The following is a 23,760-nucleotide window of genomic DNA, read 5'->3' on the forward strand; positions in this document are numbered from 1 at the left end:
CAAAAACGCACAAGCCGCGCGCAACCGCGACCGGCGACTGCGCTCGCCCACCCGGGTCGCGTATGGTCACGCTCATCTACCCCCGGCGACCCGTGGTGCATCCGTGATCCGATTCGACAATGTCTCCAAGGTCTACCCCAAGCAGACCCGCCCCGCCCTCAGGGATGTCTCCCTCGAGGTGGAGAAGGGCGAGTTCGTGTTCCTCGTGGGGTCCTCCGGCTCCGGAAAGTCCACCTTCCTGCGGCTGATCCTCCGCGAGGAGCGGTGCAGTCACGGTCAGGTGCACGTCCTGGGCAAGGACCTCGCGCGCCTGTCCAACTGGAAGGTGCCGCAGATGCGCCGCCAGTTGGGAACGGTCTTCCAGGACTTCCGCCTGCTGCCCAACAAGACGGTCGCCGAGAACGTGGCCTTCGCGCAGGAGGTCATCGGCAAGTCCCGCGGCGAGATCCGCAAGTCCGTGCCGCAGGTGCTCGACCTCGTCGGGCTCGGCGGCAAGGAGGACCGAATGCCGGGCGAGCTGTCCGGCGGTGAGCAGCAGCGCGTCGCCATCGCGCGGGCCTTCGTCAACCGGCCCAAGCTGCTGATCGCCGACGAGCCCACCGGCAACCTCGACCCGCAGACCTCCGTCGGCATCATGAAGCTGCTCGACCGGATCAACCGGACGGGCACGACCGTGGTGATGGCAACCCACGACCAGAACATCGTGGACCAGATGCGCAAGCGCGTCATCGAGCTGGAGAAGGGCCGCCTCGTCCGCGACCAGGCGCGCGGCGTCTACGGCTACCAGCACTGAAGAGTTCACGTCGGAAAGGCTTGACCAGACGCCATGCGCGCCCAGTTCGTCCTGTCGGAGATCGGTGTGGGTCTCCGCCGCAACCTGACGATGACGTTCGCCGTCATCGTCTCCGTCGCCCTGTCCCTGGCCCTGTTCGGCGGTTCGCTGCTGATGAGCGACCAGGTGAGCACCATGAAGGGCTACTGGTACGACAAGGTCAACGTCTCGATCTTCCTCTGCAACAAGAGTGACGCCGAGAACGACGCCAACTGCGCCAAGGGCGCGGTGACCACGGACCAGAAGAAGCAGATCCTCGCCGACCTGGACAAGATGTCGGTGGTGCAGAAGGTCACGTACGAATCGCAGGACGATGCGTACAAGCACTACAAGGAGCAGTTCGGCGACTCCCCGCTGGCGGCCTCCCTCACGCCGGACCAGATGCAGGAGTCGTACCGGATCAAACTGAAGAACCCGGAGCAGTACAAGGTCATCGCGAGCGCCTTCAACGGGCGTGACGGCGTGCAGTCCGTGCAGGACCAGAAGGGCATCCTCGACAACCTCTTCGGGCTGCTGAACCTGATGAACAACGCGGCGCTCGGCGTGATGGCGCTGATGCTCGTCGTCGCGCTGCTGCTGATCGTCAACACGGTGCGCGTCTCCGCGTTCAGCCGCCGGCGCGAGACCGGGATCATGCGGCTGGTCGGCGCGTCCGGCTTCTACATCCAGGCGCCGTTCATCATGGAGGCCGCGGTCGCCGGGCTCATCGGCGGTGGCCTGGCGTGCGTCTTCCTGGTCGTCGGGCGGTACTTCACGATCGACCACGGCATGGCCCTGTCCACGAAGCTGAACCTGATCAACTTCGTGGGCTGGGACGCGGTGCTCACCAAGCTCCCGCTGATCCTCGCCGCGAGTGTGCTGATGCCCGCGCTGGCCGCGTTCTTCGCACTGCGCAAGTACCTGAAGGTGTGACACATGCCAAGGGGGTCGTACGGTCAAGCGGCCGTACGGCCCTCTTGCGTTGTCTAGACTCACCGCCATGTCAGGCCGTGACCTGTTCTGCCCGCCCCGCCGCCTCCGCCGCGGGGCCGCCCTGACATTGGTGTTCGCGAGCGTGCTCGTGGCCGGTGCGGCGACGGGCTCCCTGCCGGGCCCCGACGCGGAGCCGCCGGCCCGGGGGGCCGGTTCGCCCGTCACCGTCAGCCGCCACCAGGAGGTGGCGAGGGCGGCCGCCCAGGCCATGGCCGACGGCACCTCCCCGATGGAGGCCGCCGAACGCGCCGTGAGCCGCAGCGGGGACCGCTGGGACGCCGTCTACTCCCAGGGGGAGTACAAGGAGTTCGAGCAGGCCCTCGACGGCCGCTACACCGGCGTCGGCCTGTGGGCGCGGCGCGAGCGGGACGGCCGGATCGAGGTGACCCGGGTGAGCGGCGGTTCGCCCGCGGCCGTCGCCGGGATCCGCGGCGGCGACCGGCTGCGCACCGTCGACGGCCACAAGGTCGACGGGCGGCCCGTCACCGAGGTGGTCTCGCTGCTGCGCGGGGACGCCGACGACGCTCCCGCCGGGACCTCCGTCACCCTCGGCCTGGAGCGCGGCACGCGCGCGTGGAGCCTCACCCTGCGCCGGGCCCGCCTGTCCACCGACTCGGTCACCGTCCACCGGCTCCCCGACGGCGCCACCGTCATCAAGGTCGCCGCCTTCACCCGGGGCGTCGGCGGCACCGTCCGCACCGCCGTGCGCAACGCCCCGGCCGACGCCGGGATCATCCTCGACCTGCGCGGCAACTCCGGCGGGCTGGTCACCGAGGCCGTCACCGCCGCCTCCGCCTTCCTCGACGGCGGCCTGGTCGCCACCTACGACGTCGACGGCCGGCAGCGCGCCCTGCACGCCGACCCCGGCGGCGACACCGCGCGCCCCCTGGTCACGCTGGTCGACGGCGGCACGATGAGCGCGGCCGAGCTGCTCACCGGCGCACTGCAGGACCGCGGCCGCGCGGTCGTCGTGGGCTCGCGCACCTTCGGCAAGGGCTCGGTGCAGATGCCGAGCCGGCTGCCCGGCGGCTCCGTCGCCGAGCTCACCGTCGGTCACTACCGCACCCCCTCCGGTCACGCCGTCGACGGCCGGGGCATCACACCGGACCTGGACGCGGGCCGGGACCCGCTGGGGCGCGCGGAGAGGGTTCTCGGCGGGCTCGGCGACCCCTCGTAGCCGCCCGCCGCACGCGGCGATCCGTTAATCGGCTTCCCGTCCACCCCCCGCGTAGTGCGAAAATGGGTCGCACTATGGCTAAGGAAAAAGGGCGCAAGCTGATCGCGCAGAACAAGAAGGCGCGGCACGACTACCACATCCTCGACACCTACGAGGCCGGCCTGGTCCTCACCGGGACCGAGGTGAAGTCGCTGCGTCAGGGGCGGGCGTCGCTGGCAGACGGCTTCGTGCAGCTCGACGATCACGAGGCATGGCTGCACAACGTGCACGTGCCGGAGTACAGCCAGGGCACCTGGACCAACCACAGCGCCCGCCGCAAGCGGAAGCTGCTGCTGCACCGGGTGGAGATCGAGAAGCTGGAGGCCAAGTCCCAGGAGACGGGGCACACGATCGTGCCGCTGGCCCTGTACTTCAAGGACGGCCGGGCCAAGGTCGAGATCGCGCTGGCGCGGGGCAAGAAGGAGTACGACAAGCGGCAGACGCTCCGCGAGAAGCAGGACCGCCGTGAGGCGGACCGCGCCATGGCGGCGGTCCGGCGCAAGCAGCGGGCGTAGCGGCGCGGGCAGCGGCCGCGGGCCGCGCGCCGCCGCCCGGGAATACGCTGGCATCGACCTGCGTTGGTCACGTACGATGGCAGCGCACCTCACAGAGGGTGCGGGTCTCTCTCCGGAGAGGCCGGCTTTGAAAAATCAACATGGGGATGATCGGTTTCGACAGCGGATGTCGAAGCAGGGGAAGCGTGTCGAGGAAGCGGCCATGATCTCGTAAACCACAGGCCGAAAAAAATAATCGCCAACACCAAGCGCGATTCCTTCGCCCTCGCTGCCTAAGTAGCGACTTGCGAAGTGTCAGCCCGGGGCTGTTCCCGACCCGGATCCTGGCATCAGCTAGGGGACTAAACCTTGATCCCGGTCACGGGGTGAAGAGGGAAATCAAACAGTGACTGAGCCCGTCGGAGACTTGTCCGCGTGATCTCCGGGGCCGAGAAAAGCGAAGCGGACTGCACACGGAGAAGCCCTGATTCCGCACCGTTGGACGCGGGTTCGATTCCCGCCATCTCCACTCATCCCATGTGGGCACGGGCCCCGCCGCTTCCGAGCGGCGGGGCCTTCGTCGTGTGCGGTGCGCCGCGTACCGGCTGGGGCGGGCCCCGGATCAGGCGTCGTCGGCCGGCTGGGCCAGGGAGATCAGCAGCGCGGCCGCCGCGGCCGTCACCGGTACGCCGTAACCGGCCGTCGGTGACAGGTGCTCCACCACCCAGCCGCCGGCCGCGCTGCCGCAGGCGATGCCGCCGAGCAGGCCGGTCACCGCCAGGGTCATGCCCTCGTTGAGACGGCCCTCGGGAGTGTGCTGCTGCACCAGGGTCAGGTTGGTGACCATCGTCGGAGCGGTCGCCGTGCCCGCCACCAGCAGCGCCAGCGCCACCAGCGGCAGGGAGCCGGTCAGCGCGGCGGCCAGCAGCGGCAGCGTCATGAGCGCCGTCATCGCCGCGACGCACCACGGCAGCCGCCGCGCGGCCGGGCCCGAGGGCCGCAGCGCCCCGTACACCAGCCCGGCCACGCAGGAACCGGCCGCCTGGAGTCCCAGCGCGACCCCCGCCGCCGACCGGTGGCCCCGGTCGTCCGCGAACGCCACGGTGACGACCTCCATGGCGCCGAAGACCGCGCCCATGGCCAGGCACCCCGCCAGTCGGCCCGGCATCCCCGGCGCGCGCAACGGCGCCTTGGCGGGCGTACGCGGCCGGGGCGGCGGCTCGGTCGAGCGCTGGGCGGCGAACACCAGCACCCCGGTCAGCAGCAGCACCGCGCCGGCCAGCGTGCCCGCCTCGGGGAAGAACGTCCCGCACAGATAGGCGGCGAGGGCCGGGCCCAGCATGAAGCACAGCTCGTCCGCCGCCTGCTCGAAGGAGTTCGCGGTGTGCAGCGCCCGCGCGTCGCCCGCCAGCAGGTGCGCCCAGCGGGCCCGGGACATCCCACCGGTGTTGGGCGTGGTCGCGGTCGCGGCGTACGCGGCGAACAGGGTCCAGTCGGGGGCGTCGTAGTGCACGCACAGCAGCAGCGCCAGGCTGCCCAGCACGGCGCACACCGTGGCGGGCACCGCGATCCGCGCCTGGCCGTACCGGTCCACCAGCCGCGCGATCCAGGGGGCGGTCAGCGCGGTGGCCGCGAGGCCGGTGGCCGTGACCGCGCCGGCGAGCGCGTACGAGCCGCGGGAGGCGGCGATCATCACCACCGCGCTCACGCTGAACATGCCCATGGGCAGCCGGGCCAGCAGGTTCCCCGCGGTGAAGGCCCGGGCCCCGGGCACGGTGAACAGGCGGCGGTACGGGCCCGGCGGACGGTGCCGGGTGCGCGGGGCGAAGTCGACGGCGACGAGGGTGTCGGCGGTGACGGTGAACAGGAGGGACCGGGCGGTCGTGTGGTGACGCGTGGGCGGATGCGGCATGGAGTCCACCGTCCCGTCCGCCGGAACGGGCGTCCAACACCTTCCGGGCACCCATTCACGCAGCTGTGTTGTGAAAGCCCCCGAGCTGCCACGCCCCGAGCTGCCGAGCCTCCGAGCCCCCGCAAAGGTGCGGACGGCGCCGTTGTAGGTTCGGCCCATGCCCGCCCACCTGGACCCGCGTCTGCTGCGCGCCTTCGTCACCGTCGCCGAGGAGCTGCACTTCACCCGGGCCGCGGTCCGGCTCTACCTCGCCCAGCAGGCGCTCAGCAGGGACGTACGGCGGCTGGAACGGGAGCTGGGCGCCGAGCTGTTCGTCAGGACCACCCGGCAGGTGACCCTCACGGCGGACGGCGAGCGGCTGCTGCCGTACGCGCGGCGCGCCCTGGAGGCCCAGGACGAGTTGCTGGCCGCCTTCGGGCAGGCCCGGCCCCTGCTCGTCGACCTCAACTCCCCGAATCTGGACACCGGCCGCCGCGTGCTGCACCGGGCCCGCGAACTCGCCCCCGAGCACGAGATCATGGCCCGCTTCGAGAGCGGGCTGGCCCACGCCGCCGCCGAGGTGCTCGCGGGGCGGCTGGACGCGTCCTTCGGGCGGTTCGCCGGTCTGGACCCGGGACTGCGGGCCCGGCTGGACCACCAGCACGTGCGGTACGAGCCGATGGCCCTGCTGCTGCCCGAGGAGCACCCGCTGGCACCGCTCGCGGCCGTCCCGCTGGCCGCGCTGGCGGGCGAGACCGTGTACGCCGGCGCGGGCAACCCCCGCACCCCGGAGTGGACCGACCTCGCGCACCGCCTCTTCGACCCCCGCGGCATCGCGGTCGCGCCGCCGGCCCCGCTGGCGGTGGGGGAGGAGGAGTTCCAGCGGCTCATGGCCAAGTCCGGGCACCCGGTCCTCGCGGTGGTCGGCTTCGCCGCCCTGCCGGGCACTGTCGTACGGCCGCTCGTCGACCCGGTACCGCTGTCCCCGGTGTCCCTGGTGTGGCGCAAGGGACTGACGCACCCGGCGTTCGGCGCGGTGCGCCGCGCCGCCGCGGAGACCGCCGAAGCGGAGGGCTGGCTGCGACGACCCGAAACGGGATGGATTCCGGACGTCGACGAATCGGTCAATTCCGTTCACCCTTGAAACATTGCAAATCCGCACGTCCCGCGGGCGCTACGTTCGTGCCTGCCGAGCACGGTGTGACAAGGGGGGCGCTCGGACCGGTGGGGGCCGAGTCCGGCGACGCGGGCTCGGAGTCGTACGCGCGCCCGGAACACTCCCGTGGGGGGAACGTACGTGCGCGTGAAAGACCTGAAGAACGCACTCAAGGGCCGGGAAGGCACCCAGCCGGAATGGCCGGCGACCGCCGCCGCGAACGGTGAGGCGCCCACTGCCGAGGGCGACCTCCGGACGGTCGGGGACACCGCCCTCACCGGCGCCCCGCGCGTCGAGGACCCGTGGCAGGAACCCGAGCCCGGCCGCGGGGCCGGCGACGGCCCCGGCGGTGGGACCGGCAGCGGCCCCGGCGACGGGCGGAGCGGCGACGCCCCGGACCCGGCCGAGGTGACCGTCCAACTCGACCGTGTCGCGGGGCGGTCGCCGGACCGGTCCGCCCCGCACGGCGCGGGCGGCCGGGACGGCGGCTCCGACGGACCCGTCTTCGTCGACGAGTCCGGCCGCCGCAGCCGCCGGTTCCGCCGTATCGGCATGGCGGTCGGCCTCACCTGCGCGGTCTACGCCGTCGTCATCGTCGTCACCCTCGTGTCGGGCAACTCCAACGCACCCTGGCTGCCGGTGCCGGGCCAGGCCGACGACCCGCCCGCCAGCACGGTCGACAGCTCTCCCGCACCCTCGGACCCGGCCCGCCCGCCCGGCGCCGACGGCAGCGGCGCCCTGCCCGGGACCGCCCCGACGGCCGCCGCCGTCGTCCCACCCACGCCCGGCACCACCGCCGGCGCACCCCGCGTCTCCGCCGGACCGACCGCGCCGGGCGCCTCCGCCGCGCCCCGGCCGTCCGTCACCGGCACCCCGAAGATCCCGGGCACCGGCGCCACCGTCCCTGCCGTGGAGCCGTCCCCGCCGCCGGTCTCCGCCTCGCCCGACCCCAGCCCGTCCGCGGGCGGCGGCGAGCCCTCGCCCGGTCCGTCCCCGTCCCAGGTCTCGGGCGGCTCCGGCACGGGCGGCCCCGGCACGGTGGCCGACGGCCCCAGCACGCCCACGCCGGTGGCCCAGGAACCCGGCCCGAGCGCACCGGGCACCACCGCCTCCGAGCCCCCGGCCACCACCGCCTCCGGACCCCCGGCCACCGGGGGATCCGGCTCGCCCACGCCCGCCGCCGGGGACACGGCCCCGGCCGGCTCCGGCGCCTCCCTCACGGTGCAGGTCGTCTGATGGCCCAGCCCACCCGCCGCCGGCCGCGGACCGGGGACCCGGCCCGCGACGGCTCGCGCGCCCGGCGCACGGCGCCCGGCACCACCCGTGGCTCACGCCTCCGCCGTACCGTTCCCATCTCCGCGCCCGCGGCACGCGGGAGCGCCCGGCGCCGCCTGCCCCTGCGCCTGCTGCTGCCCACCCTCTTCCTCGGCGCGCTGATGGCGATGCTGATGCTGCGCGGATACGTGCACAGCGAGATCCTGGCCGACCACCGCATCCAGTCCGAGAGCGCCACCGACCGGGTCCCCGAGAAGATCCTCGACGGCGGCCCGGTCATCGACACCCGGGGCGGCCGCGCGACCAGCCTGCGCGTGCCCGACCACCGCCTGGTGCTCACCTTCGACGACGGCCCCGACCCGACCTGGACGCCGAAGGTGCTGGACGTGCTGAAGAAGCACCACGCGCACGCGATCTTCTTCGTCACCGGCACCATGACCTCGCGCTACCCGGAGCTGGTCCGGCGCATGGTCGCCGAGGGCCATGAGGTGGGGCTGCACACCTTCAACCACCCCGACCTGTCGTACCAGTCGAAGAAGCGCATCGACTGGGAGCTGTCCCAGAACCAGCTCGCCATCACCGGCGCGGCCGGCATCCGCACCTCGCTGTTCCGGCCGCCGTACTCCTCCTTCGCCGACGCCATGGACGACAGGTCCTGGCCGGTGACCGAGTACATCGGCTCCCGCGGTTACATCACCGTCGTCAACGACACCGACAGCGAGGACTGGCGCAAGCCCGGCGTCGACGAGATCATCCGCCGCGCCACCCCGCAGGGCGGAAAGGGCGCCGTCGTCCTGATGCACGACTCCGGCGGCGACCGCCACCAGACGGTGCGGGCGCTGGACCGGTTCCTGCCCGAACTCCAGTCCCGCGGCTACCGGTTCGACAACCTCACCGAGGCACTCGACGCGCCGAGCGCGCACACCCCGGTCACCGGGACCGACCTGTGGAAGGGGCGGGCGTGGGTCTTCCTCGTCCAGGCCTCCGACGACATCACCGACGCCCTGGTGGTCTGCCTCGCGGTGGTCGGCGGCCTGGTCATCGCCCGCTTCGTGCTGATGTTCCTGCTGTCCGGCGCACACGCCCGCCGGGTGCGCCGCCCCGGCTTCCGCTGGGGGGAGCCGGTCACCGAACCCGTGTCGGTGCTGGTGCCCGCCTACAACGAGGCCAAGTGCATCGAGAACACGGTGCGTTCACTGACCGCGAGCGAGCATCCGATCGAGATCCTCGTCGTCGACGACGGCTCCAGCGACGGCACGGCCCGCATCGTGGAGGACATGGGCCTGCCGGACGTCCGGGTCGTCCGCCAGCTGAACGCGGGCAAGCCCGCCGCCCTCAACCGCGGCATCGCGAACGCGAGCCACGACCTGATCGTGATGATGGACGGCGACACGGTCTTCGAACCGTCCACCGTGCGCGAGTTGGTGCAGCCCTTCGGCGACCCGCGCGTCGGCGCGGTCGCGGGCAACGCCAAGGTCGGCAACCGCGATTCCCTCATCGGCGCCTGGCAGCACATCGAGTACGTGATGGGCTTCAACCTCGACCGGCGCATGTACGACATCCTGCGCTGCATGCCGACGATTCCCGGCGCGGTGGGCGCCTTCCGGCGCTCGGCCCTCGAACAGGTCGGCGGCATGAGCCACGACACGCTCGCCGAGGACACCGACATCACCATGGCGCTGCACCGGGCCGGCTGGCGGGTGGTCTACGCCGAGAGGGCCCGCGCCTGGACCGAGGCGCCGGAGTCGGTCCAGCAGCTGTGGTCCCAGCGCTACCGCTGGTCGTACGGGACCATGCAGGCGATCTGGAAGCACCGCGGGGCCCTGCTGGACCGCGGCCCCTCCGGCCGCTTCGGCCGCATCGGTCTGCCCCTGGTCTCCCTGTTCATGGTGGTCGCCCCGCTGCTGGCCCCCCTGATCGACGTCTTCCTCCTCTACGGCGTCGTCTTCGGCCCGACCGGGAAGACGATCCTGGCCTGGCTGGGCGTCCTTGCCGTCCAGGTGGTCTGCGCGGCGTACGCCTTCCGCCTGGACCGCGAACGCATGACCCACCTGATTTCCCTGCCGTTGCAGCAGATTCTTTACCGCCAGCTCATGTACGTGGTCCTGCTCCAGTCCTGGATCACCGCACTGACAGGCGGCCGTCTGCGCTGGCAGAAACTGCGGCGCACGGGGGTGGTGGAGGCGCCCGGGGGCGGGGGCTCGGTGCCGTCCTCGGCCCCGGCCTCGGATCCGGCCGCCTCCCTTTCCCCGTCGCCGGCGGCGGAGGGGCGGACGGACGACGCGGCGGAACGGAGGCCGGTGGGATGACACAGGGACACCTCGGCGCGGAGCCGACGCCGGAGCCGACGCCGGAGCCGACGACGGCGAGCGCCGAGCCGACGCCGGAATACGGGATTCCGCGCCCGCGGACGGAGGCGGCCGAGGCGGCGCGGGCCGCGACGGGCACGCAGGCCACGACGAGCGCGGCGAGCGTGAAGGCCGCCGATTCTTCGGTCACGCCGGGAGTCGCCTCGGTCGGGAGGCCGTCCGGCCGGGACCGCTACCTGGACCTGCTCCGCTCCCTCGCCCTGGTCCGCGTCGTGCTCTACCACCTCTTCGGCTGGGCGTGGCTGACGGTCCTCTTCCCGTCGATGGGCGTGATGTTCGCGCTGGCGGGTTCGTTGATGGCGCGCTCGCTCCAGCGCCCGGCGCTGAGCGTGATCCGGGGCCGGCTCCGTCGGCTGCTGCCGCCGCTGTGGGCGTTCAGCGCGGTACTGCTGACGCTGATGTTCGCCGCCGGCTGGAACGCGGCGAAGGACCCGGACATCGGCGGCACCCTGGGCCTGACGCGCCTGCTGGACTACATCGTCCCGATCGGAGCCCCGCCCTACCCCTGGCACCTCGGCTCCGACTCCGGCCTGCTGGAGCGGACTTGGCCGGACGACGCGGCGGGTCCACTGTGGTACCTGCGCGCCTACCTGTGGTTCGTGGTCGCCTCACCGCTGCTGCTGTGGGCCTTCCGCCGCGCCCCCTGGCCGACGCTGCTGGCCCCCCTGGCGCTGACCGCGGTCGTGGGCACGGGCGTGGTGACCATCCCGGGCGAGACGGGCAACGCGGTGACGGACTTCGCGGTCTACGGCGGCTGCTGGGTGCTGGGCTTCGCGCACCACGAGGGCATGTCGGCGAAGTTCCCGCGCTATCTGGCCGTCTCCCTCTCCGTCTTCCTGATGGCCTTCGCGCTGTGGTGGGCCTCGGGCCACCAGGGCCCCGACCACTGGGACCTGAACGACATTCCGCTGGCCCAGGCGTTCTGGTCCTTCGGTTTCGTCGTGATCCTGCTCCAGTACTCCCCGGCCTGGCGGGAGTTGCCGGGCCGCCTGCGCCGCTGGGACAGACTGGTCACCCTGTCCAACAACCGGGCGGTCACGATCTACCTCTGGCACAACCTGCTGATCACGGCCACGGTCCCGCTCATCGACCTGGCCTACGACCTCCCCTTCCTCCAGAGCGACGCCGCCACATCCGCGCTGGACTCCTCCTACACGCTGTGCATGTTCCTGCTGGTGTGGCCCCTGATCGCCCTGGCGATCCTTGCTTTCGGCTGGATCGAGGACGTGGCGGCGGGACGGAGTCCCAGGCTGTGGCCGAGCGGGGAGCGGAGGCGTGCGCTCCGTTCACGTGCATCTGATGTGAGGTCGTAGCAGGCACAATGCCGCGTGGTGTGGCAGCCGGTGATCTCGGTACCGTACCGGCTGCTTCACCAACCTCGGACGCCCCACCAGGAGCCGCTCGTGACCCGCCGAACCCGTATGCCTGCCATGGCCCTTGCCGGACCGATGGCCGCGCTCCTCCTTGCGGGATGCGGCGGAGGCGACAGCGGCTCCAAGAACAGCGACAAGATCGCCGGAGCGGACCCGGGCGTCACTCCTTCCGCTTCGCCGAGCGCGTCAGTGTCGGGTTCGCCTGGGCGTCCGAATATCGAGTTGCCGTCGGACGCGACGGACAAGTACGAGAACTGGAGGACAGGGGACGAGGCGAAGGACGCGGTTCTGGCGGACACCGCTCGGCGTATCGACGCGACGAACGACGCCATTCTCCGAGGCGATATCAGTGCGCCAGCCCTCTCGTTCTACTACCGGGACAAGGCGCTGACCGGTGCGGTGGCATGGGTGAAGGCGTATGTGGACGCCGATCTCTCCTTCACGGGCACCACTCGCTACTACGCCCCCGAGGTCACTCTGTCTGGCCCCACGACGGCATCTGTCGCCTATTGCTCCGACGAGAGCAAGGGATTCAACAAGAATCGCAAGACGAACAAGGTCGACAAGAGGCCGTCCAGCGAGAGCCCGTACGTGCTCTCCAACACCCGTCTGGAGAGGAACAGGCAGGGTGTCTGGCAGACCAGCAACCTGGTGTCCAAGCGGGGGGAGAAGGCGTGCGCTGCGTAAGCGGACCGTCTGGACCCATGGGACCTTCTGGTGGTCCCGAAGGCTTGAGGAAGGTCTCCGCCGCAACTTCTACGCCCTGCGCCGGCTCGGGGTGTGAAGCGGAGGCATAAATTCCGCTGGCGGACGTCCCGTGTGGGGCCGTAACGGAAGCAACTCGCTGTGGTGCGGCCGAGGATGATTTCGATACCTTGCGGGCTGCTTCGCCAACCTCAGACACGCCCCACCAGGAGCCACCCGTGACCCGCCTCCTCACCATTGCCGTCGCCACCACGACAGCCGCACTTCTCCTCACTGGGTGCGGCGGAGGCGACAGCGGCTCCAAGGGCAACGACAAGATCGCGGGCGCGGGCACGGAGAAGTCCGCATCGGCATCGCCCACGGCTTCGGCGGCTGCGGGCCGCCCGAAGATCAGCTTCCCGTCCGACGCCAGCAACGTCTTCGAGGACCAGAAGACCGGCGACGCGGCCAAGGACGCGGTTCTCGCTGACAACGCGCTTGGCGTGAACTCCATCGATGAAGCTATCTTCGAGGGCAAGACCAACACGAAGGCCCTCGGCTTCTACAACACGGGCAGGGCGCTGAGCTCGGCCATCACCTACGTGCAGGGCTACCTCGACAAGAGCGACACCTGGGCCGGCACGACCCGATTCTTCGATCACAGGGTGACCCTTTCCGGTAGGAACGGGGCCTACGTCACCTACTGCTCCGACGAGAGCAAGTCCTTCCTCAAGGACCGGAAGACCGGCAAGGCCCAACACACGCCCACGACCGCCGACAGTTACGTGCTCTACCACGCCAAGCTCGCCAAGAACGCCGACGGCGTCTGGCAGACCACTGACGTCGTCTCGAATCGGGGGGACAAGGCCTGCCAGCCCTGACAATGTGTGTGAGAGTCGGGAGCGCGGTGTGCCGGCCTGAACCACCGGCGCTGCACGGTGGTCACCTCCGCCGCCCTCGCTCCGTTCCTCTGCCCGGCACAGGCTCGGGGCACAGCGCGGAGGCGCCAATTCCGTTCGAGGACGTCTCATGTGCGGGCGTAACGAAAGCAATTCGCTCTGGTACGTGGGTGGATGATCTCGGTACCGTATCGGCTGCTTCACCTGACCTCAGCCGCGCCACCAGGAGCCACTCGTGACCCGCCTCCTCACCACAGCCGTCGCCACCACGACAGCCGCACTCCTCCTCACTGGGTGCGGCGGAGGTGACACGGGCTCCAAGGACAATGACAACATCGCGGGCGCGGACACGGGGAAGTCGGCATCGCCCTCACCCTCGCCCACGGCTTCGGCGACTGCGGGCCGCCCGAAGATCGAGTTGCCGGCCGACCTCACCTACACCTTCGACTGGCCGAAGACGGGCGACAAGGACAAGGACGCGGTCCTGTCCGACAGTGAGCAATCGATCAAGGCCGTCGACTTGGCGATCGTTCATCAGAACCCCCTCGATAAGGCTTACCGGTTCTATTACGAGGGTGAGGCCGCAGCGCAGACCCAGCAGTTCATCGAGGCGTACAAAAAGGCCAAGGCGCGTACGACCGGCGCGTACCGCTACTACGGTGCCGTTGTCGACGTCAGCAGCCCGAGCAGCGCTTCCCTGGTCTACTGCGAGGATCAGGGAAAGGCCTACGACCTGTACCTGAAGACGAAGAAGGTCGACAAGACTCCAGTCACCAAGAACAGTTACGTCCTCTACAGCTCCCGGCTGCACAGGAATGACAACGGCGTCTGGGTTATCGAGAAGCTGATCTCGCAGCGGGGGAGCTCCAAGTGCCAGCCCTGAACGCCACATCACGGGCGCTGTTCACTGCGGCCGTGATTACCTCGATCCTTGTGGGCGCATCTACTGCCCATGCCGACAACAAGGTCGGTGGCGGTGCTCAAACGCCCTCGGGCGGAAAAACGTCAGGGGGAGTCGACGGCGACACAATCTCCTCTACGGCCGGCGTCATCGTCTTCGACCGTTCCAAGAACGGTTCCGGTAGTTCCGTAGGCCCCGTCACCTCGACGACGTCCTGGACTCCGCCGGCTTGCTGGTACGCGCCGAAGTACACGCCGGAGCAGTTGAAGAAGTATCTGGAGCCGATCTGGGAGGCCGGGTCCACGGGTGCGGAGTGGGACGCCTCGCAGCGCGCGCGGTACGTCGACGGTCACCCGTACAAGGACTTCAACAAGGACAAGTCCGGCAAGGGCTACTGGTGGGACTCGTATGTAAACGAGGACTTCCCGCCCGGCTGGGACAAGTGCGACAAGCCCATCTTCTGGGTCGACAAGGGCGACCCTCCGCCCGCGAACATCGAGAACGCCGTCACTCCGAAGGTCCTTGCGGAGCTTGCCTACAACGAGATCCGCGTGCCCAGCACCAAGGTCACCCTGGCGCCCGCCGGTACGACGAAGGTGAACCTGCCGACCTGGGCCTGGCTGGACGGGGCGCAGTTCAAGCCGGTGTCCGTCACCGCGTCCGTCCCGGTGCTGGGCATCTCGGCGACGACCACCGCGGAACCGGTCTCCCTGAAGATCGACCCGGGCACCTCCGACGCGGAGACCTACCCGGCGTCCGGCGTCTGCCCGCTCGACGGTGAACGGATCGGTGAGCCGTACGCCAAGGGCAAGGCGGACGAGACCCCACCGTGTGGGGTGAAGTACCTGCGTTCCTCGGGCGAGGGCTCGTACCAGCTCAGGGCCACTCTCACGTGGAAGATCCACTGGACCGGCACCGGCACCCCCGGTGGAGACCTGCCCGAAGGCACGTTCGGCGCCAGCCAGGACGTCGTGGTCCAGGAGATCCAGTCCGTCAACCGCTGACCCCCGACCGGCCGCCGGTCAGTGAGAGAAGGCCGCGGTGGCCGTCGCGGTCGTAGTCGCAGCTGGCGTACAGCGACCGCCTCAATGCGTACCGGCTGCCTCGCTTCAGCCAACCCCTACCAGGAGCCATCTGTGACCCGTCACCTCACCCCAGCCGTCGCCGCTACGACGGCCGCGCTCCTTCTCGCGGGGTGCGGCGGAGGCGGCTCCGGCTCCAAGGGCGGTGGTGGGGCCGCGGGCGTGGACACCGGGAAGTCGGCATCGGCCTCGCCCTCGGCTTCGGCGACTGGGGGCCGCCCGAGGATCGAGCTGCCTTCTGATGTGAAACTCACCTTCACGCCGGACAAGACGGGTGACGCGGTCAAGGATGCGGTGCTGGCTGACAATGCCGAGCTCATCAGGGCTCTCAACGCGGCCATTGTCGCCCAGAATCCCCGCTTCCCCGCTCTTGAGTACTACGCGGAGGGCGAGGGAGCGGTCGAGGCCCAGGAGTGGGTCAAGTCGTTCAAGGACGTCGGTTGGACCGTCACCGGAACCGTGCGCTACTTCGACCGGAAGGTCAGCCTTGAGTCCGGGAACAAGGCCTCTCTCACCTACTGCGGAGATGAAAGCAAGGGCTACTCCAAGGTCATCAAGACGAACGAGATCAAGCAGACGAAAGTCACCAAGGACAGCTACGTCGCCTATGGCGTTCAGGTGCAGAAGAACGACGAGGGAGTCTGGGAGCTCGTGAAGATCGCTTCCACGCGCGGGGCAGACAGGTGCCGGCCGTGAGCCGCCACACCCGACTTCTCGCGGGGTCGGCCGCCCTGACGTTCTGCGCTGACGAGACCAAGGGCTACGGCAAGGACAAGAAGACCAAGAAGATCGACAAGACGCCGCCCACCAAGGACAGCTACGTCTTCTACAACACCCGGCTCGACAAGAACGCCGACGGTGTCTGGCAGACCTCCCAGATCATCTCCACCAGAGGGGCGACTCAGTGCCAGCCCTGATCAGGACTTCGGCGGGCGCCGCGATGGCCGCAGCACCGCCGGTGAAGACCTGCCCTACGGCACCTTCGGCCGGGGCCAGGAGGTCGTGATCCTGGACATCCAGTCCGTCAATGCTGACCCCCGACCCGCCGCAGCCGGAGTGGTTCAGCGGTCCCGTCCCGCCGCGTAGGAGAGGAAGCCCGCCCAAGCGGTGGGCGGGAAGACCAGGTGGGGGCCGGTGGGGGTTTTCGAGTCGCGGACGTGGATGGTTCTGGGGGTGTGGGATATCTCGACGCAGTTCGAGCCGTCAGGGCTGTACGTGGACTTCTGCCAGGTGCGTATGTGCATGTCGGTCCCTCTCAGAGGCCTTGCTTGATGCTCTCGATGACCTTGCGTGAGCCGGCGGGTTCGAGGGCGCAGGACTCCATCCGGTCCAGCACGGTCCGGTACTTGGCCAACTGCGCCTCCGCGTCCAGGAACTCGCAGCCGCCGTGGTGCGTGTCCAGTTGGACCGTGTCGAGTTGGGGCACGGGCCCGGCTGCGTAGTCGAAGGACTGCCCGTTGCCGGGGAAGTGCGGGGAGGTGAAGGGGATGACGCGAAGGGTGACGTTGTCCTGCTCGCTCACCTCCAGGAGGTGGGCCAGTTGTGCGCGGGCGATGTCCGGTCCTCCGTACTGCATGCGCAGCGCCGCCTCGTGCAGCAGTGCCGTATAGGGGAGCGGAGCCGCGCGGTGAAGAATCTCCTGTCGCTTGATGCGGTACGACAGGCGGTGTTCGAGCTCGTACGGACGGAAGGGCGGGACTGCTTCCCGCAGCATGCTGCGGGCGTGGTCCGTGGTCTGCAGCAGGGCGGGGATGTGCAGGGACAGGGCCACTCGCAACTCAACCGCGTGATGCTCCAGTTCGGCGAGGTCGATCAACCCCCCGGGCAGGTGCTCCCGGTACGCGTCCCACCAGCCGCGAGTGCGGCCGCCGGTCATCGCCGCGAGGGCTTCGACCAGTGCCTGGTCGCCGCAGTTGTAGGCGCGGGCCAGGGTGCGGACGCGATCGGCGCTGACGGCGTAGCGGCCGGCTTCGATGCTGCTGACCTGGGCCTGCTTGAGTCCGAGTAGTGCTGCGGCGGCGGTCGCGGTCAGCCCTGAGTGTTCCCTGAGCTTGCGCAGTTCGGTGCCGAGGCGCTGCTGGCGCAGGGTGGGGGCGGCACTGGGTGGCACGGAGCCCTCTCTCGTCATGGCGCATCCTGCGGGTCACCCTCAGGAGCGAATTGTTAATCATCATGCCGGTTTGGGGTTAAGTATCACATCGCCTGCCCTAGGCTGAGTCTCGCGCCGCCCAACTCCCCCCGCCCATAAGCCGGAAGCGCACCACCCCAGGCACTGCCACCGCCCGGCGCGGCCGTTGAGCGCAAGCAACGCACCTACACCTTCCCCTTGTCCGGAGGACGCCATGGTCACCGTAGCCCTGCCCGACACCTGGGTGTACGCCCTCCGTCTGCCTCATGACCCCCGCGCCGCACGCGTCGCACGCATGACCGTGCGGGCCGCCCTGAACAGCCATGGACGGAAGGAAGTCCTCGACGCCGTCGAGTTGTTGACCTCCGAGCTGGTCACCAACGCCTACCGGCACACCCGCGGGCCCGCCTCCCTTCGGCTGACGGCCCTGAGCGGCGGGCGGCTGCGGGTCGGGGTCTGGGACAGCCATCCGCACATCCCCGCCCCCTTCGACGGGCCTCCCCGCGACCGCGTCCCGCCGGCCCCGGCCGGTGCCGAGGGCGGGCGGGGGCTGTTCCTCGTGCAGCAGTACGCGGACTCCTGGGGAGGGTGGGCACTCGGGGGCGACCTGCTGGGGCGGGGGGCGGGAAAACTGCTGTGGTTCGAGGTGGGCGGCCGGCACCCCGCACGAAGGGGGCCCGCCCACCTCTCATCCCCCCACCCCGCCGGGTGAGAGCAACGTTCCCTTCCGGTCACCCACGGCCACAGCGCGGAAACGCGTCCTCCCTACCTTCGGGACTCAACCACTCGCAGAACCAGCCGAGCACCCGAGCACCGGAGCACCGTGGAGGCGTCATGACAGCCAGGCGTTGGATCGAGCACTGGGATCCGGAGGACGAGGTCTTCTGGGCGGAGACGGGGGAGAAGGTCGCCCGGCGGAACCTCCTCTTCTCCGTCCTCTCCGAGCACATCGGGTTCTCGGTGTGGACGCTGTGGTCCGTGCTCGTGCTGTTCATGGGGCCGGAGTACGGGCTCACCCCCGCCGACAAGTTCCTGCTGACCTCGATGGTCACCCTCGTCGGCGCGGTCGTCCGCGTGCCCTACACCTTCGCCGTCGCCGTCTTCGGCGGGCGGAACTGGACGATCATCTCCGCCAGTCTGCTGCTCGTGCCGACCGTCGCCGCGTTCACCGTGATGGAGCCGGGGACCTCCTTCTCCACCTTCCTGTGGGTCGGGCTGCTGGCCGGCATCGGCGGGGGCAACTTCGCCTCCTCCATGACCAACATCAACGCCTTCTTCCCGCTCCGGAAGAAGGGGTGGGCCCTCGGGCTCAACGCGGGCGGCGGCAACATCGGGGTCCCGGTGATCCAGCTCGTCACGCTCGCGATCATCGGCGCCGGCGGCGGCCCGCGCGTCCTGCTGGGGATCTACATCCCGCTGATCGTCGTAGCCGCCGTCCTCGCCGCGCTCTACATGGACAACATCGCCTCCGTGAAGAACGACACCGGCGCCGCCGTGGACGCCGCCAAGGACGCCCACACCTGGATCATGTCGTTCCTCTACATCGGGACGTTCGGTTCCTTCATCGGCTACAGCTTCGCCTTCGGCCAGGTGCTCACCAACCAGTTCGGCAGGACCCCCCTCCAGGCCGCCTACCTCACCTTCATCGGGCCGCTCCTCGGCTCCCTCATCCGGCCCGTGGGCGGCCGGCTCGCCGACCGCTACGGCGGAGCGCGGATCACCCTGTGGAACTTCGTCGCCATGGCCGCCGCGACCGCCGTCCTGGTCGCCGCCAGCATGGAGAAGTCGCTGCCGCTCTTCGTGGCGGTCTTCGTGGTGCTGTTCGTGCTCAGCGGGCTCGGCAACGGGTCGACGTACAAGATGATCCCCGGCATCTTCCAGGCCAAGGCCCACGCCCGGGGACTGGAGGGGGAGGAGGCCGCGGCGTACGGGCGGCGGCTGTCCGGCGCCTCCATGGGGCTGATCGGTGCCGTGGGCGCGCTCGGCGGCGTCGGCATCAACCTCGCCTTCCGGCAGTCCTTCCTCTCCTACGGCTCCGGCACCGGCGCCTTCGTCGCCTTCCTCGCCTGTTACGGCGCCGCCTTCGTGGTCACCTGGGCGGTATACCTTCGCCGCCCGGCCCGCCAGATTCCGGCCAAAGCCGCCGCGGCGCAGGCGGAACCGCAGCTCAGCTACGCCGAGGTGTGACGTAACACTGGTGACATAAAGTCGAACCGAGCCTGTCACGCGCCGTTGACAGGCTCGTTCGGCATACAGGGACGGCCCCCGGGGACGCACGCGGGGACACACGCCCTTGTGCGGTCCCCTCGCAGGGACGACGACTCGAGTGCGGGACGAGAGCCATGTACGACGAACAGCAGCGACCGGGACAGCGGACGGAACAGCGGCCGGAACACGGGCCCCTCGCCGGGTTCACCGTGGGCGTGACGGCCGCGCGCCGGGCCGACGAACTGGGCGCGCTGCTCCAGCGGCGCGGGGCCACCGTCCTGCACGCGCCCGCCCTGCGCATCGTGCCGCTCGCCGACGACGGCGAACTCCTCGCCGCCACCAAGGAGATCATCGGCCTGGCGCCCGACGTGGTGGTCGCCACCACCGCGATCGGCTTCCGCGGATGGGTGGAGGCGGCCGACGGGTGGGGGCTCGGCGAGGCACTGCTCGCCCGGCTGCGCGAGGTCGAGGTACTGGCGCGCGGGCCCAAGGTCAAGGGCGCCATCCGGGCCGCCGGGCTGACCGAGAAGTGGTCGCCGTCGTCGGAGTCCATGGCCGAGGTGCTCGACCGGCTCCTCGAGGAGGGCGTCGAGGGGCGCCGGGTCGCCGTACAGCTGCACGGCGAGCCGCTGCCCGGGTTCGTGGAGGCGCTCCGGGAGGGAGGAGCGGAGGTGGTTCCCGTCCCGGTGTACCGGTGGATGCCGCCGGAGGACCTCAGCCCGCTCGACCGGCTGCTCGACGCCGCCGTCTCCCGCGGCCTGGACGCGCTCACCTTCACCAGCGCGCCCGCCGCCGCCTCGCTGCTGTCCCGGGCCGAGGAGCGGGGGCTGCTGCCGGAGCTGCTGACCGCGCTCGGGCACGACGTGCTGCCCGCCTGCGTCGGGCCGGTCACCGCGCTGCCGTTGCAGGCCCGTGGCCTCGACACCGTGCAACCGGAGCGGTTCCGGCTCGGGCCGTTGGTGCAGCTGCTGTGCCAGGAACTGCCCGGCCGGGCGCGGTCCTTGCCGATCGCCGGGCACCGGGTGGAGATCCGGGGGCACGCGGTGCTGGTGGACGGGGACCTCAGGCCCGTGCCGCCGGCCGGGATGTCGCTGCTGCGGGTGTTGTCCCGGCGCCCGGGATGGGTGGTCGCCCGCGCCGAACTGCTGCGGGCGCTGCCGGGGGCCGGGCGGGACGAGCACGCGGTGGAGACGGCAATGGCCCGGCTGCGTACGGCACTGGGCGCGCCCAAGCTGATCCAGACGGTGGTCAAGCGCGGGTACCGGCTGGCCCTGGACCCTGCGGCCGACGAGAAGTACGCGGACGCCTAGGGCCGGCGGCCGCCGAGAGAGAAGTACGCGGATGCCCAGGGGCGGCGACCGAGGAGAAGGGCGGGGACGCCCGGCGCGGGTGGCCGAGTGTCGGGGCCCGGCGGTACGAGGGGTTCCGGTGGCGGGGGCGGACGGGCACTGTGGAAGGGAACGCTTTCCCAGCCCTGACGAGCACCCCGCCCACCTCTGCTGACCGGGGTGACCCTAGGCGGTGACAGGCACATGGCACTGGGCACGGCGACGGCCCCGTACGAGCTGCGGTTCGACGCGGGGCGGATCTGCCTGGATCTCCTCTCCACCACCCACCCCGAGGAACGTCTCGGCTCCGTCGCGCCGTTGCGTGCCTGGATCACGGGCTCCGGCCTGGTCCCGGCGGCCACCGAGCTGGCACACGTCGACGCGTCCTGGCCGGCCGCCTTCCGCGAACTGCGCGGTCACCTGGGCCGCCTGGTGACCGGCTGCCTCCCGCCCGGGTCCCGGCCGTACGCCCCGACCCCCACCCGCGCCGAGGGCCTCGCCCGAGCCGACGGGCTCACGCCCGGCCGGTCCGACGGGCTCCCGGCCGCCCGCGCCGAGGGACTCGCCCACGTCGACGGCCGACCGCCAGGCCCCGCCGACGGGCTCCTGCCCGTCCGCGCCGACGGGCTCACGCCTCCCCGCCCCGACGGCCCCATCTCCTCCCGCCCCAGCCGGTTCACCCCCACCCGCCCCTACGACCTGGCGCTCGCCCGGGTCAACGAGGTCGCCCGGGCCGCGCCGCCGGTGCCACGTCTGGTGCGGGCGGAAGACGGGGCGCTGGTGCGGGAGTTGGCAGAGCCGCCCGGGTGCGCCGCGCTGCTCGCGGCGGTCGCGCGGGACGCCGTCGAACTGCTCACCGACCCCGTCGCACGGGCCGGCCTGCGCCAGTGCGAGGGCGACAACTGCCCGATCGTGTACCTGGACACGTCCCGGGGACGCAGGAGGCGCTGGTGCTCCAGCGAGGTCTGCGGCAACCGGGAACGGGTCGCCCGGCACCGCCGCCGCGCGGCCCTCGCCCGCGCTTAGGGCCTCTCTTTCGGATCTTGCCGGGGGCGCGGGGTCTGGCACGCACATCTGCCGCGTTGTCGTCACTCGCCGACTCCCCCGAGCTCTCGGCTGCGCTCGGGCAGGGGGGACCCCCATCGCGTCGACTCCCTCCTCCGCCTTGCAGCTGCACGCACCAGACCTCGCTCGGGTACCACAGAAGGCACCGTCGCCTGGAGCCGGCCAGATCCGAAAGAAAGGCCCTGACGGAACTCCGGCGCCCCAATTGCCGCTTCTGTGCGTCCACTTGTGAAGTGATTTCGGCAACACCCGGTTTCGCCGCACCGGCGGACGGGCAGCCCTGCCGACGCTCCCACTCCGTTTCCCATGTGTCTGATATGTAAAGATCACGCGGGGGGAATGTGTATTCATGTCCCTCTCGTCACGTCACCCCGCAGAAATTCGTCGCCTCGCTTTGAACGCGAGGCTCTCCGCGTCCGTACCCGTCGGTGCGAGACCGACTGGGGGAACCCCCGGACACCGGAGGTGGGCGTGCGCAAGGATTCCGTCGTGGCCAATGAACGTGGACAGAGGGCCCGACATCGCATGTCCCAGCCTTCGGAACCCGACGAGGAGTTGATGCGTGCCCTGTACCGGGAGCACGCCGGACCTCTGCTCGCGTATGTCCTGCGACTGGTGGCCGGAGACCGGCAGCGCGCCGAGGACGTGGTGCAGGAGACGCTCATCCGTGCCTGGAAGAACGCCGGCCAGCTCAATCGAGCGACCGGTTCGGTACGCCCCTGGCTGGTGACGGTCGCCCGGCGCATCGTCATCGACGGCCACCGCAGCCGGCAGGCCCGGCCGCAGGAGGTCGATCCGTCGCCGCTGGAGGTCATCCCCGCGGAGGACGAGATCGACAAGGCGCTGTGGCTGATGACGCTGTCCGACGCGCTCGACGACCTGACCCCGGCCCACCGGGAGGTGCTCGTCGAGACGTACTTCAAGGGGCGTACCGTCAACGAGGCGGCCGAGACGCTGGGTATACCCAGCGGCACTGTGCGCTCACGGGTGTTCTACGCCCTGCGGTCGATGAAGCTGGCTCTGGAGGAGCGGGGGGTGACGGCGTGATGAGCATGTACGGGGGGTTCGGAACGGGTGGTTCGGGTATGTCTGGGTCCATGCAGGGATCACCGGCCCCGAACGAACACGAGACCGTCGGCGCCTACGCCCTCGGCATTCTCGACGACGCCGAGGCAACCGCTTTCGAGGCGCATCTGGCCACCTGCGAGTGGTGCGCCCAGCAGCTAGACGAACTGGCCGGAATGGAGCCGATGCTTGCCGCGCTCGCGGACCTGCCGGGCTCCGGCACGCCCGCGGTCGGCGAGTCCCTGTCGGCCAGGCCCACCCCGCGTCTGATGGAGAAGCTCGTCGACGAGGTGGCCGAGCGCCGCGCCCACAAGCGCCGGCGCGGCTTCTACCTGGTGGCGGCCGCGGCCGCGCTGATCGTCGGCGGTCCGCTGACCGTGCTCGCGGCGACCGGCGGTTCGAACGACGGCGGCGATCACAACATGGCGGCCGGGCCCGCGCAGAGCGCGTTCCAGACCATGTCCGACAAGCGCACCGCCACGGACCCGGGGACCCACGTCACCGCGACCGTCGCGATGGAGAAGCGGGACTGGGGCACCCACGCGGTCCTCCAGCTCAAGAACGTCACCGGCCCGCAGAAGTGCTCGCTGATCGCCGTCGGCAAGAACGGCGAGCGGGAGACGGTCACCTCCTGGGCCGTCCCCAACTGGGGCTACGGCGTTCCGAACGCCAAGACGGAGGAGGCCAAGAACCCCCTCTACGTCCACGGCGGCGCCGCCTTCGCCCCCAACCAGATCGACCACTTCGAGGTCATGACGTTCGACGGCAAGCGGCTCGTCGAGGTCGACGCGTAGACGTCCGGTCCCGCCCGGCACGATCCGC

At 70.6% G+C, this 23,760-nt stretch carries 22 protein-coding genes, 1 other RNA gene and 2 pseudogenes; 22 read left to right on the forward strand and 3 right to left on the reverse strand.

Annotation, left to right across the window (positions count from 1 at the left end; genetic code table 11):
* Positions 1–103: 103 nt before the first annotated feature.
* From ftsE to ssrA, 5 genes are all read left to right on the forward strand, one after another.
* Positions 104–793, forward strand: a complete 690-nt coding sequence (gene ftsE, locus ACF1A5_RS30360) for a cell division ATP-binding protein FtsE (protein ID WP_004000799.1) — start codon at positions 104–106, stop codon at positions 791–793.
* A gap of 33 nt (positions 794–826) precedes the next feature.
* The gene (gene ftsX, locus ACF1A5_RS30365; RefSeq protein WP_392196081.1) at positions 827–1,744 is read left to right on the forward strand and encodes a permease-like cell division protein FtsX; all 918 of its coding nucleotides are present in this window, start codon (positions 827–829) and stop codon (positions 1,742–1,744) included.
* A 67-nt stretch (positions 1,745–1,811) separates the two neighbouring features.
* Positions 1,812–2,981 (forward strand): S41 family peptidase, encoded by a 1,170-nt coding sequence (locus ACF1A5_RS30370; protein WP_392196082.1) that lies wholly within the window; start codon positions 1,812–1,814, stop codon positions 2,979–2,981.
* Positions 2,982–3,055: 74 nt separating this feature from the next.
* On the forward strand, positions 3,056–3,535 hold the full coding sequence (smpB, locus tag ACF1A5_RS30375; RefSeq protein ID WP_356189665.1) for an SsrA-binding protein SmpB: 480 nt from the start codon (positions 3,056–3,058) through the stop codon (positions 3,533–3,535).
* A 142-nt stretch (positions 3,536–3,677) separates the two neighbouring features.
* Positions 3,678–4,046: a transfer-messenger RNA gene (gene ssrA, locus ACF1A5_RS30380) on the forward strand.
* Positions 4,047–4,136: 90 nt separating this feature from the next.
* On the opposite strand, the gene ACF1A5_RS30385 is transcribed toward ssrA, so the two are convergent.
* Positions 4,137–5,426, reverse strand: a complete 1,290-nt coding sequence (locus ACF1A5_RS30385) for an MFS transporter (protein WP_392196083.1) — start codon at positions 5,424–5,426, stop codon at positions 4,137–4,139.
* Between the two features lie 157 nt (positions 5,427–5,583).
* On the opposite strand from ACF1A5_RS30385, the gene ACF1A5_RS30390 reads away from it, so the two are divergent.
* From ACF1A5_RS30390 to ACF1A5_RS30435, 10 genes are all read left to right on the forward strand, one after another.
* Positions 5,584–6,549, forward strand: a complete 966-nt coding sequence (locus ACF1A5_RS30390) for a LysR family transcriptional regulator (RefSeq protein ID WP_392196084.1) — start codon at positions 5,584–5,586, stop codon at positions 6,547–6,549.
* 153 nt (positions 6,550–6,702) lie between these two features.
* Positions 6,703–7,797 (forward strand): translation initiation factor IF-2, encoded by a 1,095-nt coding sequence (locus ACF1A5_RS30395; RefSeq protein WP_392196085.1) that lies wholly within the window; start codon positions 6,703–6,705, stop codon positions 7,795–7,797.
* Positions 7,797–10,145: a glycosyltransferase gene (locus ACF1A5_RS30400; protein WP_392196086.1), complete on the forward strand. Its 2,349-nt coding sequence runs from the start codon at positions 7,797–7,799 to the stop codon at positions 10,143–10,145. Before ACF1A5_RS30395 ends, ACF1A5_RS30400 begins: the two co-directional genes overlap by 1 nt.
* The gene (locus ACF1A5_RS30405) at positions 10,142–11,518 is read left to right on the forward strand and encodes an acyltransferase (protein ID WP_392196087.1); all 1,377 of its coding nucleotides are present in this window, start codon (positions 10,142–10,144) and stop codon (positions 11,516–11,518) included. Before ACF1A5_RS30400 ends, ACF1A5_RS30405 begins: the two co-directional genes overlap by 4 nt.
* A gap of 90 nt (positions 11,519–11,608) precedes the next feature.
* Entirely contained in the window at positions 11,609–12,265 is a 657-nt protein-coding gene (locus ACF1A5_RS30410) for a hypothetical protein (protein WP_392196088.1), read from the forward strand.
* Between the two features lie 236 nt (positions 12,266–12,501).
* A complete protein-coding gene (locus ACF1A5_RS30415) occupies positions 12,502–13,143 on the forward strand; it encodes a hypothetical protein (RefSeq protein ID WP_392196089.1) in 642 nt (213 codons plus the stop codon).
* A gap of 253 nt (positions 13,144–13,396) precedes the next feature.
* Positions 13,397–14,044, forward strand: a complete 648-nt coding sequence (locus ACF1A5_RS30420) for a hypothetical protein (protein WP_392196090.1) — start codon at positions 13,397–13,399, stop codon at positions 14,042–14,044.
* Positions 14,041–15,066 (forward strand): hypothetical protein, encoded by a 1,026-nt coding sequence (locus ACF1A5_RS30425; RefSeq protein ID WP_392196109.1) that lies wholly within the window; start codon positions 14,041–14,043, stop codon positions 15,064–15,066. Before ACF1A5_RS30420 ends, ACF1A5_RS30425 begins: the two co-directional genes overlap by 4 nt.
* 132 nt (positions 15,067–15,198) lie before the next feature.
* The gene (locus tag ACF1A5_RS30430; protein ID WP_392196091.1) at positions 15,199–15,840 is read left to right on the forward strand and encodes a hypothetical protein; all 642 of its coding nucleotides are present in this window, start codon (positions 15,199–15,201) and stop codon (positions 15,838–15,840) included.
* Entirely contained in the window at positions 15,837–16,061 is a 225-nt protein-coding gene (locus ACF1A5_RS30435) for a hypothetical protein (protein WP_392196092.1), read from the forward strand. Before ACF1A5_RS30430 ends, ACF1A5_RS30435 begins: the two co-directional genes overlap by 4 nt.
* A 144-nt stretch (positions 16,062–16,205) precedes the next feature.
* Here ACF1A5_RS30435 and ACF1A5_RS30440 read toward each other — a convergent pair whose 3' ends face one another.
* On the reverse strand, positions 16,206–16,388 hold the full coding sequence (locus ACF1A5_RS30440) for a DUF397 domain-containing protein (RefSeq protein ID WP_392196093.1): 183 nt from the start codon (positions 16,386–16,388) through the stop codon (positions 16,206–16,208).
* A gap of 11 nt (positions 16,389–16,399) precedes the next feature.
* Positions 16,400–17,254, reverse strand: a complete 855-nt coding sequence (locus ACF1A5_RS30445; RefSeq protein ID WP_392196110.1) for a DUF5753 domain-containing protein — start codon at positions 17,252–17,254, stop codon at positions 16,400–16,402.
* A 232-nt stretch (positions 17,255–17,486) separates the two neighbouring features.
* Here ACF1A5_RS30445 and ACF1A5_RS30450 point away from each other — a divergent pair, with 232 nt between their 5' ends.
* The 7 genes and pseudogenes from ACF1A5_RS30450 (at position 17,487) to ACF1A5_RS30480 (ending at position 23,732) form a co-directional block, all read left to right on the forward strand.
* Positions 17,487–17,984, forward strand: a complete 498-nt coding sequence (locus ACF1A5_RS30450; RefSeq protein ID WP_392196094.1) for an ATP-binding protein — start codon at positions 17,487–17,489, stop codon at positions 17,982–17,984.
* Between the two features lie 122 nt (positions 17,985–18,106).
* Entirely contained in the window at positions 18,107–19,459 is a 1,353-nt protein-coding gene (locus ACF1A5_RS30455; RefSeq protein ID WP_392196095.1) for a nitrate/nitrite transporter, read from the forward strand.
* 155 nt (positions 19,460–19,614) lie between these two features.
* Positions 19,615–20,790, forward strand: coding sequence for a uroporphyrinogen-III synthase (locus ACF1A5_RS30460; protein ID WP_392196096.1), 1,176 nt, complete (start codon positions 19,615–19,617; stop codon positions 20,788–20,790).
* Between the two features lie 222 nt (positions 20,791–21,012).
* Positions 21,013–21,273, forward strand: a pseudogene (locus ACF1A5_RS30465) (ABATE domain-containing protein); the annotation flags it as partial.
* 228 nt (positions 21,274–21,501) lie between these two features.
* Positions 21,502–21,834: pseudogene (locus ACF1A5_RS30470) on the forward strand (CGNR zinc finger domain-containing protein); the annotation flags it as partial.
* 504 nt (positions 21,835–22,338) lie between these two features.
* On the forward strand, positions 22,339–22,920 hold the full coding sequence (locus ACF1A5_RS30475; protein WP_356189700.1) for a sigma-70 family RNA polymerase sigma factor: 582 nt from the start codon (positions 22,339–22,341) through the stop codon (positions 22,918–22,920).
* Positions 22,920–23,732: an anti-sigma factor family protein gene (locus tag ACF1A5_RS30480; protein ID WP_392196097.1), complete on the forward strand. Its 813-nt coding sequence runs from the start codon at positions 22,920–22,922 to the stop codon at positions 23,730–23,732. Before ACF1A5_RS30475 ends, ACF1A5_RS30480 begins: the two co-directional genes overlap by 1 nt.
* Positions 23,733–23,760 lie beyond the last annotated feature (28 nt).

It is taken from the genome of Streptomyces sp. NPDC014864 (assembly GCF_043081525.1).
Classification (GTDB): domain Bacteria; phylum Actinomycetota; class Actinomycetes; order Streptomycetales; family Streptomycetaceae; genus Streptomyces.

Bases quoted from the DNA above. Each gene is read 5' to 3' on its own strand.
- smpB (WP_356189665.1), top strand. From the start codon at position 3,056: ATGGCTAAGGAAAAAGGGCGCAAGCTGATCGCGCAGAACAAGAAGGCG.
- ACF1A5_RS30440 (WP_392196093.1), bottom strand. From the start codon at position 16,388: ATGCACATACGCACCTGGCAGAAGTCCACGTACAGCCCTGACGGCTCG.
- ACF1A5_RS30480 (WP_392196097.1), top strand. From the start codon at position 22,920: ATGAGCATGTACGGGGGGTTCGGAACGGGTGGTTCGGGTATGTCTGGG.
- ACF1A5_RS30390 (WP_392196084.1), top strand. From the start codon at position 5,584: ATGCCCGCCCACCTGGACCCGCGTCTGCTGCGCGCCTTCGTCACCGTC.
- ACF1A5_RS30460 (WP_392196096.1), top strand. From the start codon at position 19,615: ATGTACGACGAACAGCAGCGACCGGGACAGCGGACGGAACAGCGGCCG.
- ACF1A5_RS30455 (WP_392196095.1), top strand. From the start codon at position 18,107: ATGACAGCCAGGCGTTGGATCGAGCACTGGGATCCGGAGGACGAGGTC.
- ACF1A5_RS30405 (WP_392196087.1), top strand. From the start codon at position 10,142: ATGACACAGGGACACCTCGGCGCGGAGCCGACGCCGGAGCCGACGCCG.
- ACF1A5_RS30450 (WP_392196094.1), top strand. From the start codon at position 17,487: ATGGTCACCGTAGCCCTGCCCGACACCTGGGTGTACGCCCTCCGTCTG.
- ACF1A5_RS30385 (WP_392196083.1), bottom strand. From the start codon at position 5,426: ATGCCGCATCCGCCCACGCGTCACCACACGACCGCCCGGTCCCTCCTG.
- ACF1A5_RS30400 (WP_392196086.1), top strand. From the start codon at position 7,797: ATGGCCCAGCCCACCCGCCGCCGGCCGCGGACCGGGGACCCGGCCCGC.
- ACF1A5_RS30370 (WP_392196082.1), top strand. From the start codon at position 1,812: ATGTCAGGCCGTGACCTGTTCTGCCCGCCCCGCCGCCTCCGCCGCGGG.
- ftsX (WP_392196081.1), top strand. From the start codon at position 827: ATGCGCGCCCAGTTCGTCCTGTCGGAGATCGGTGTGGGTCTCCGCCGC.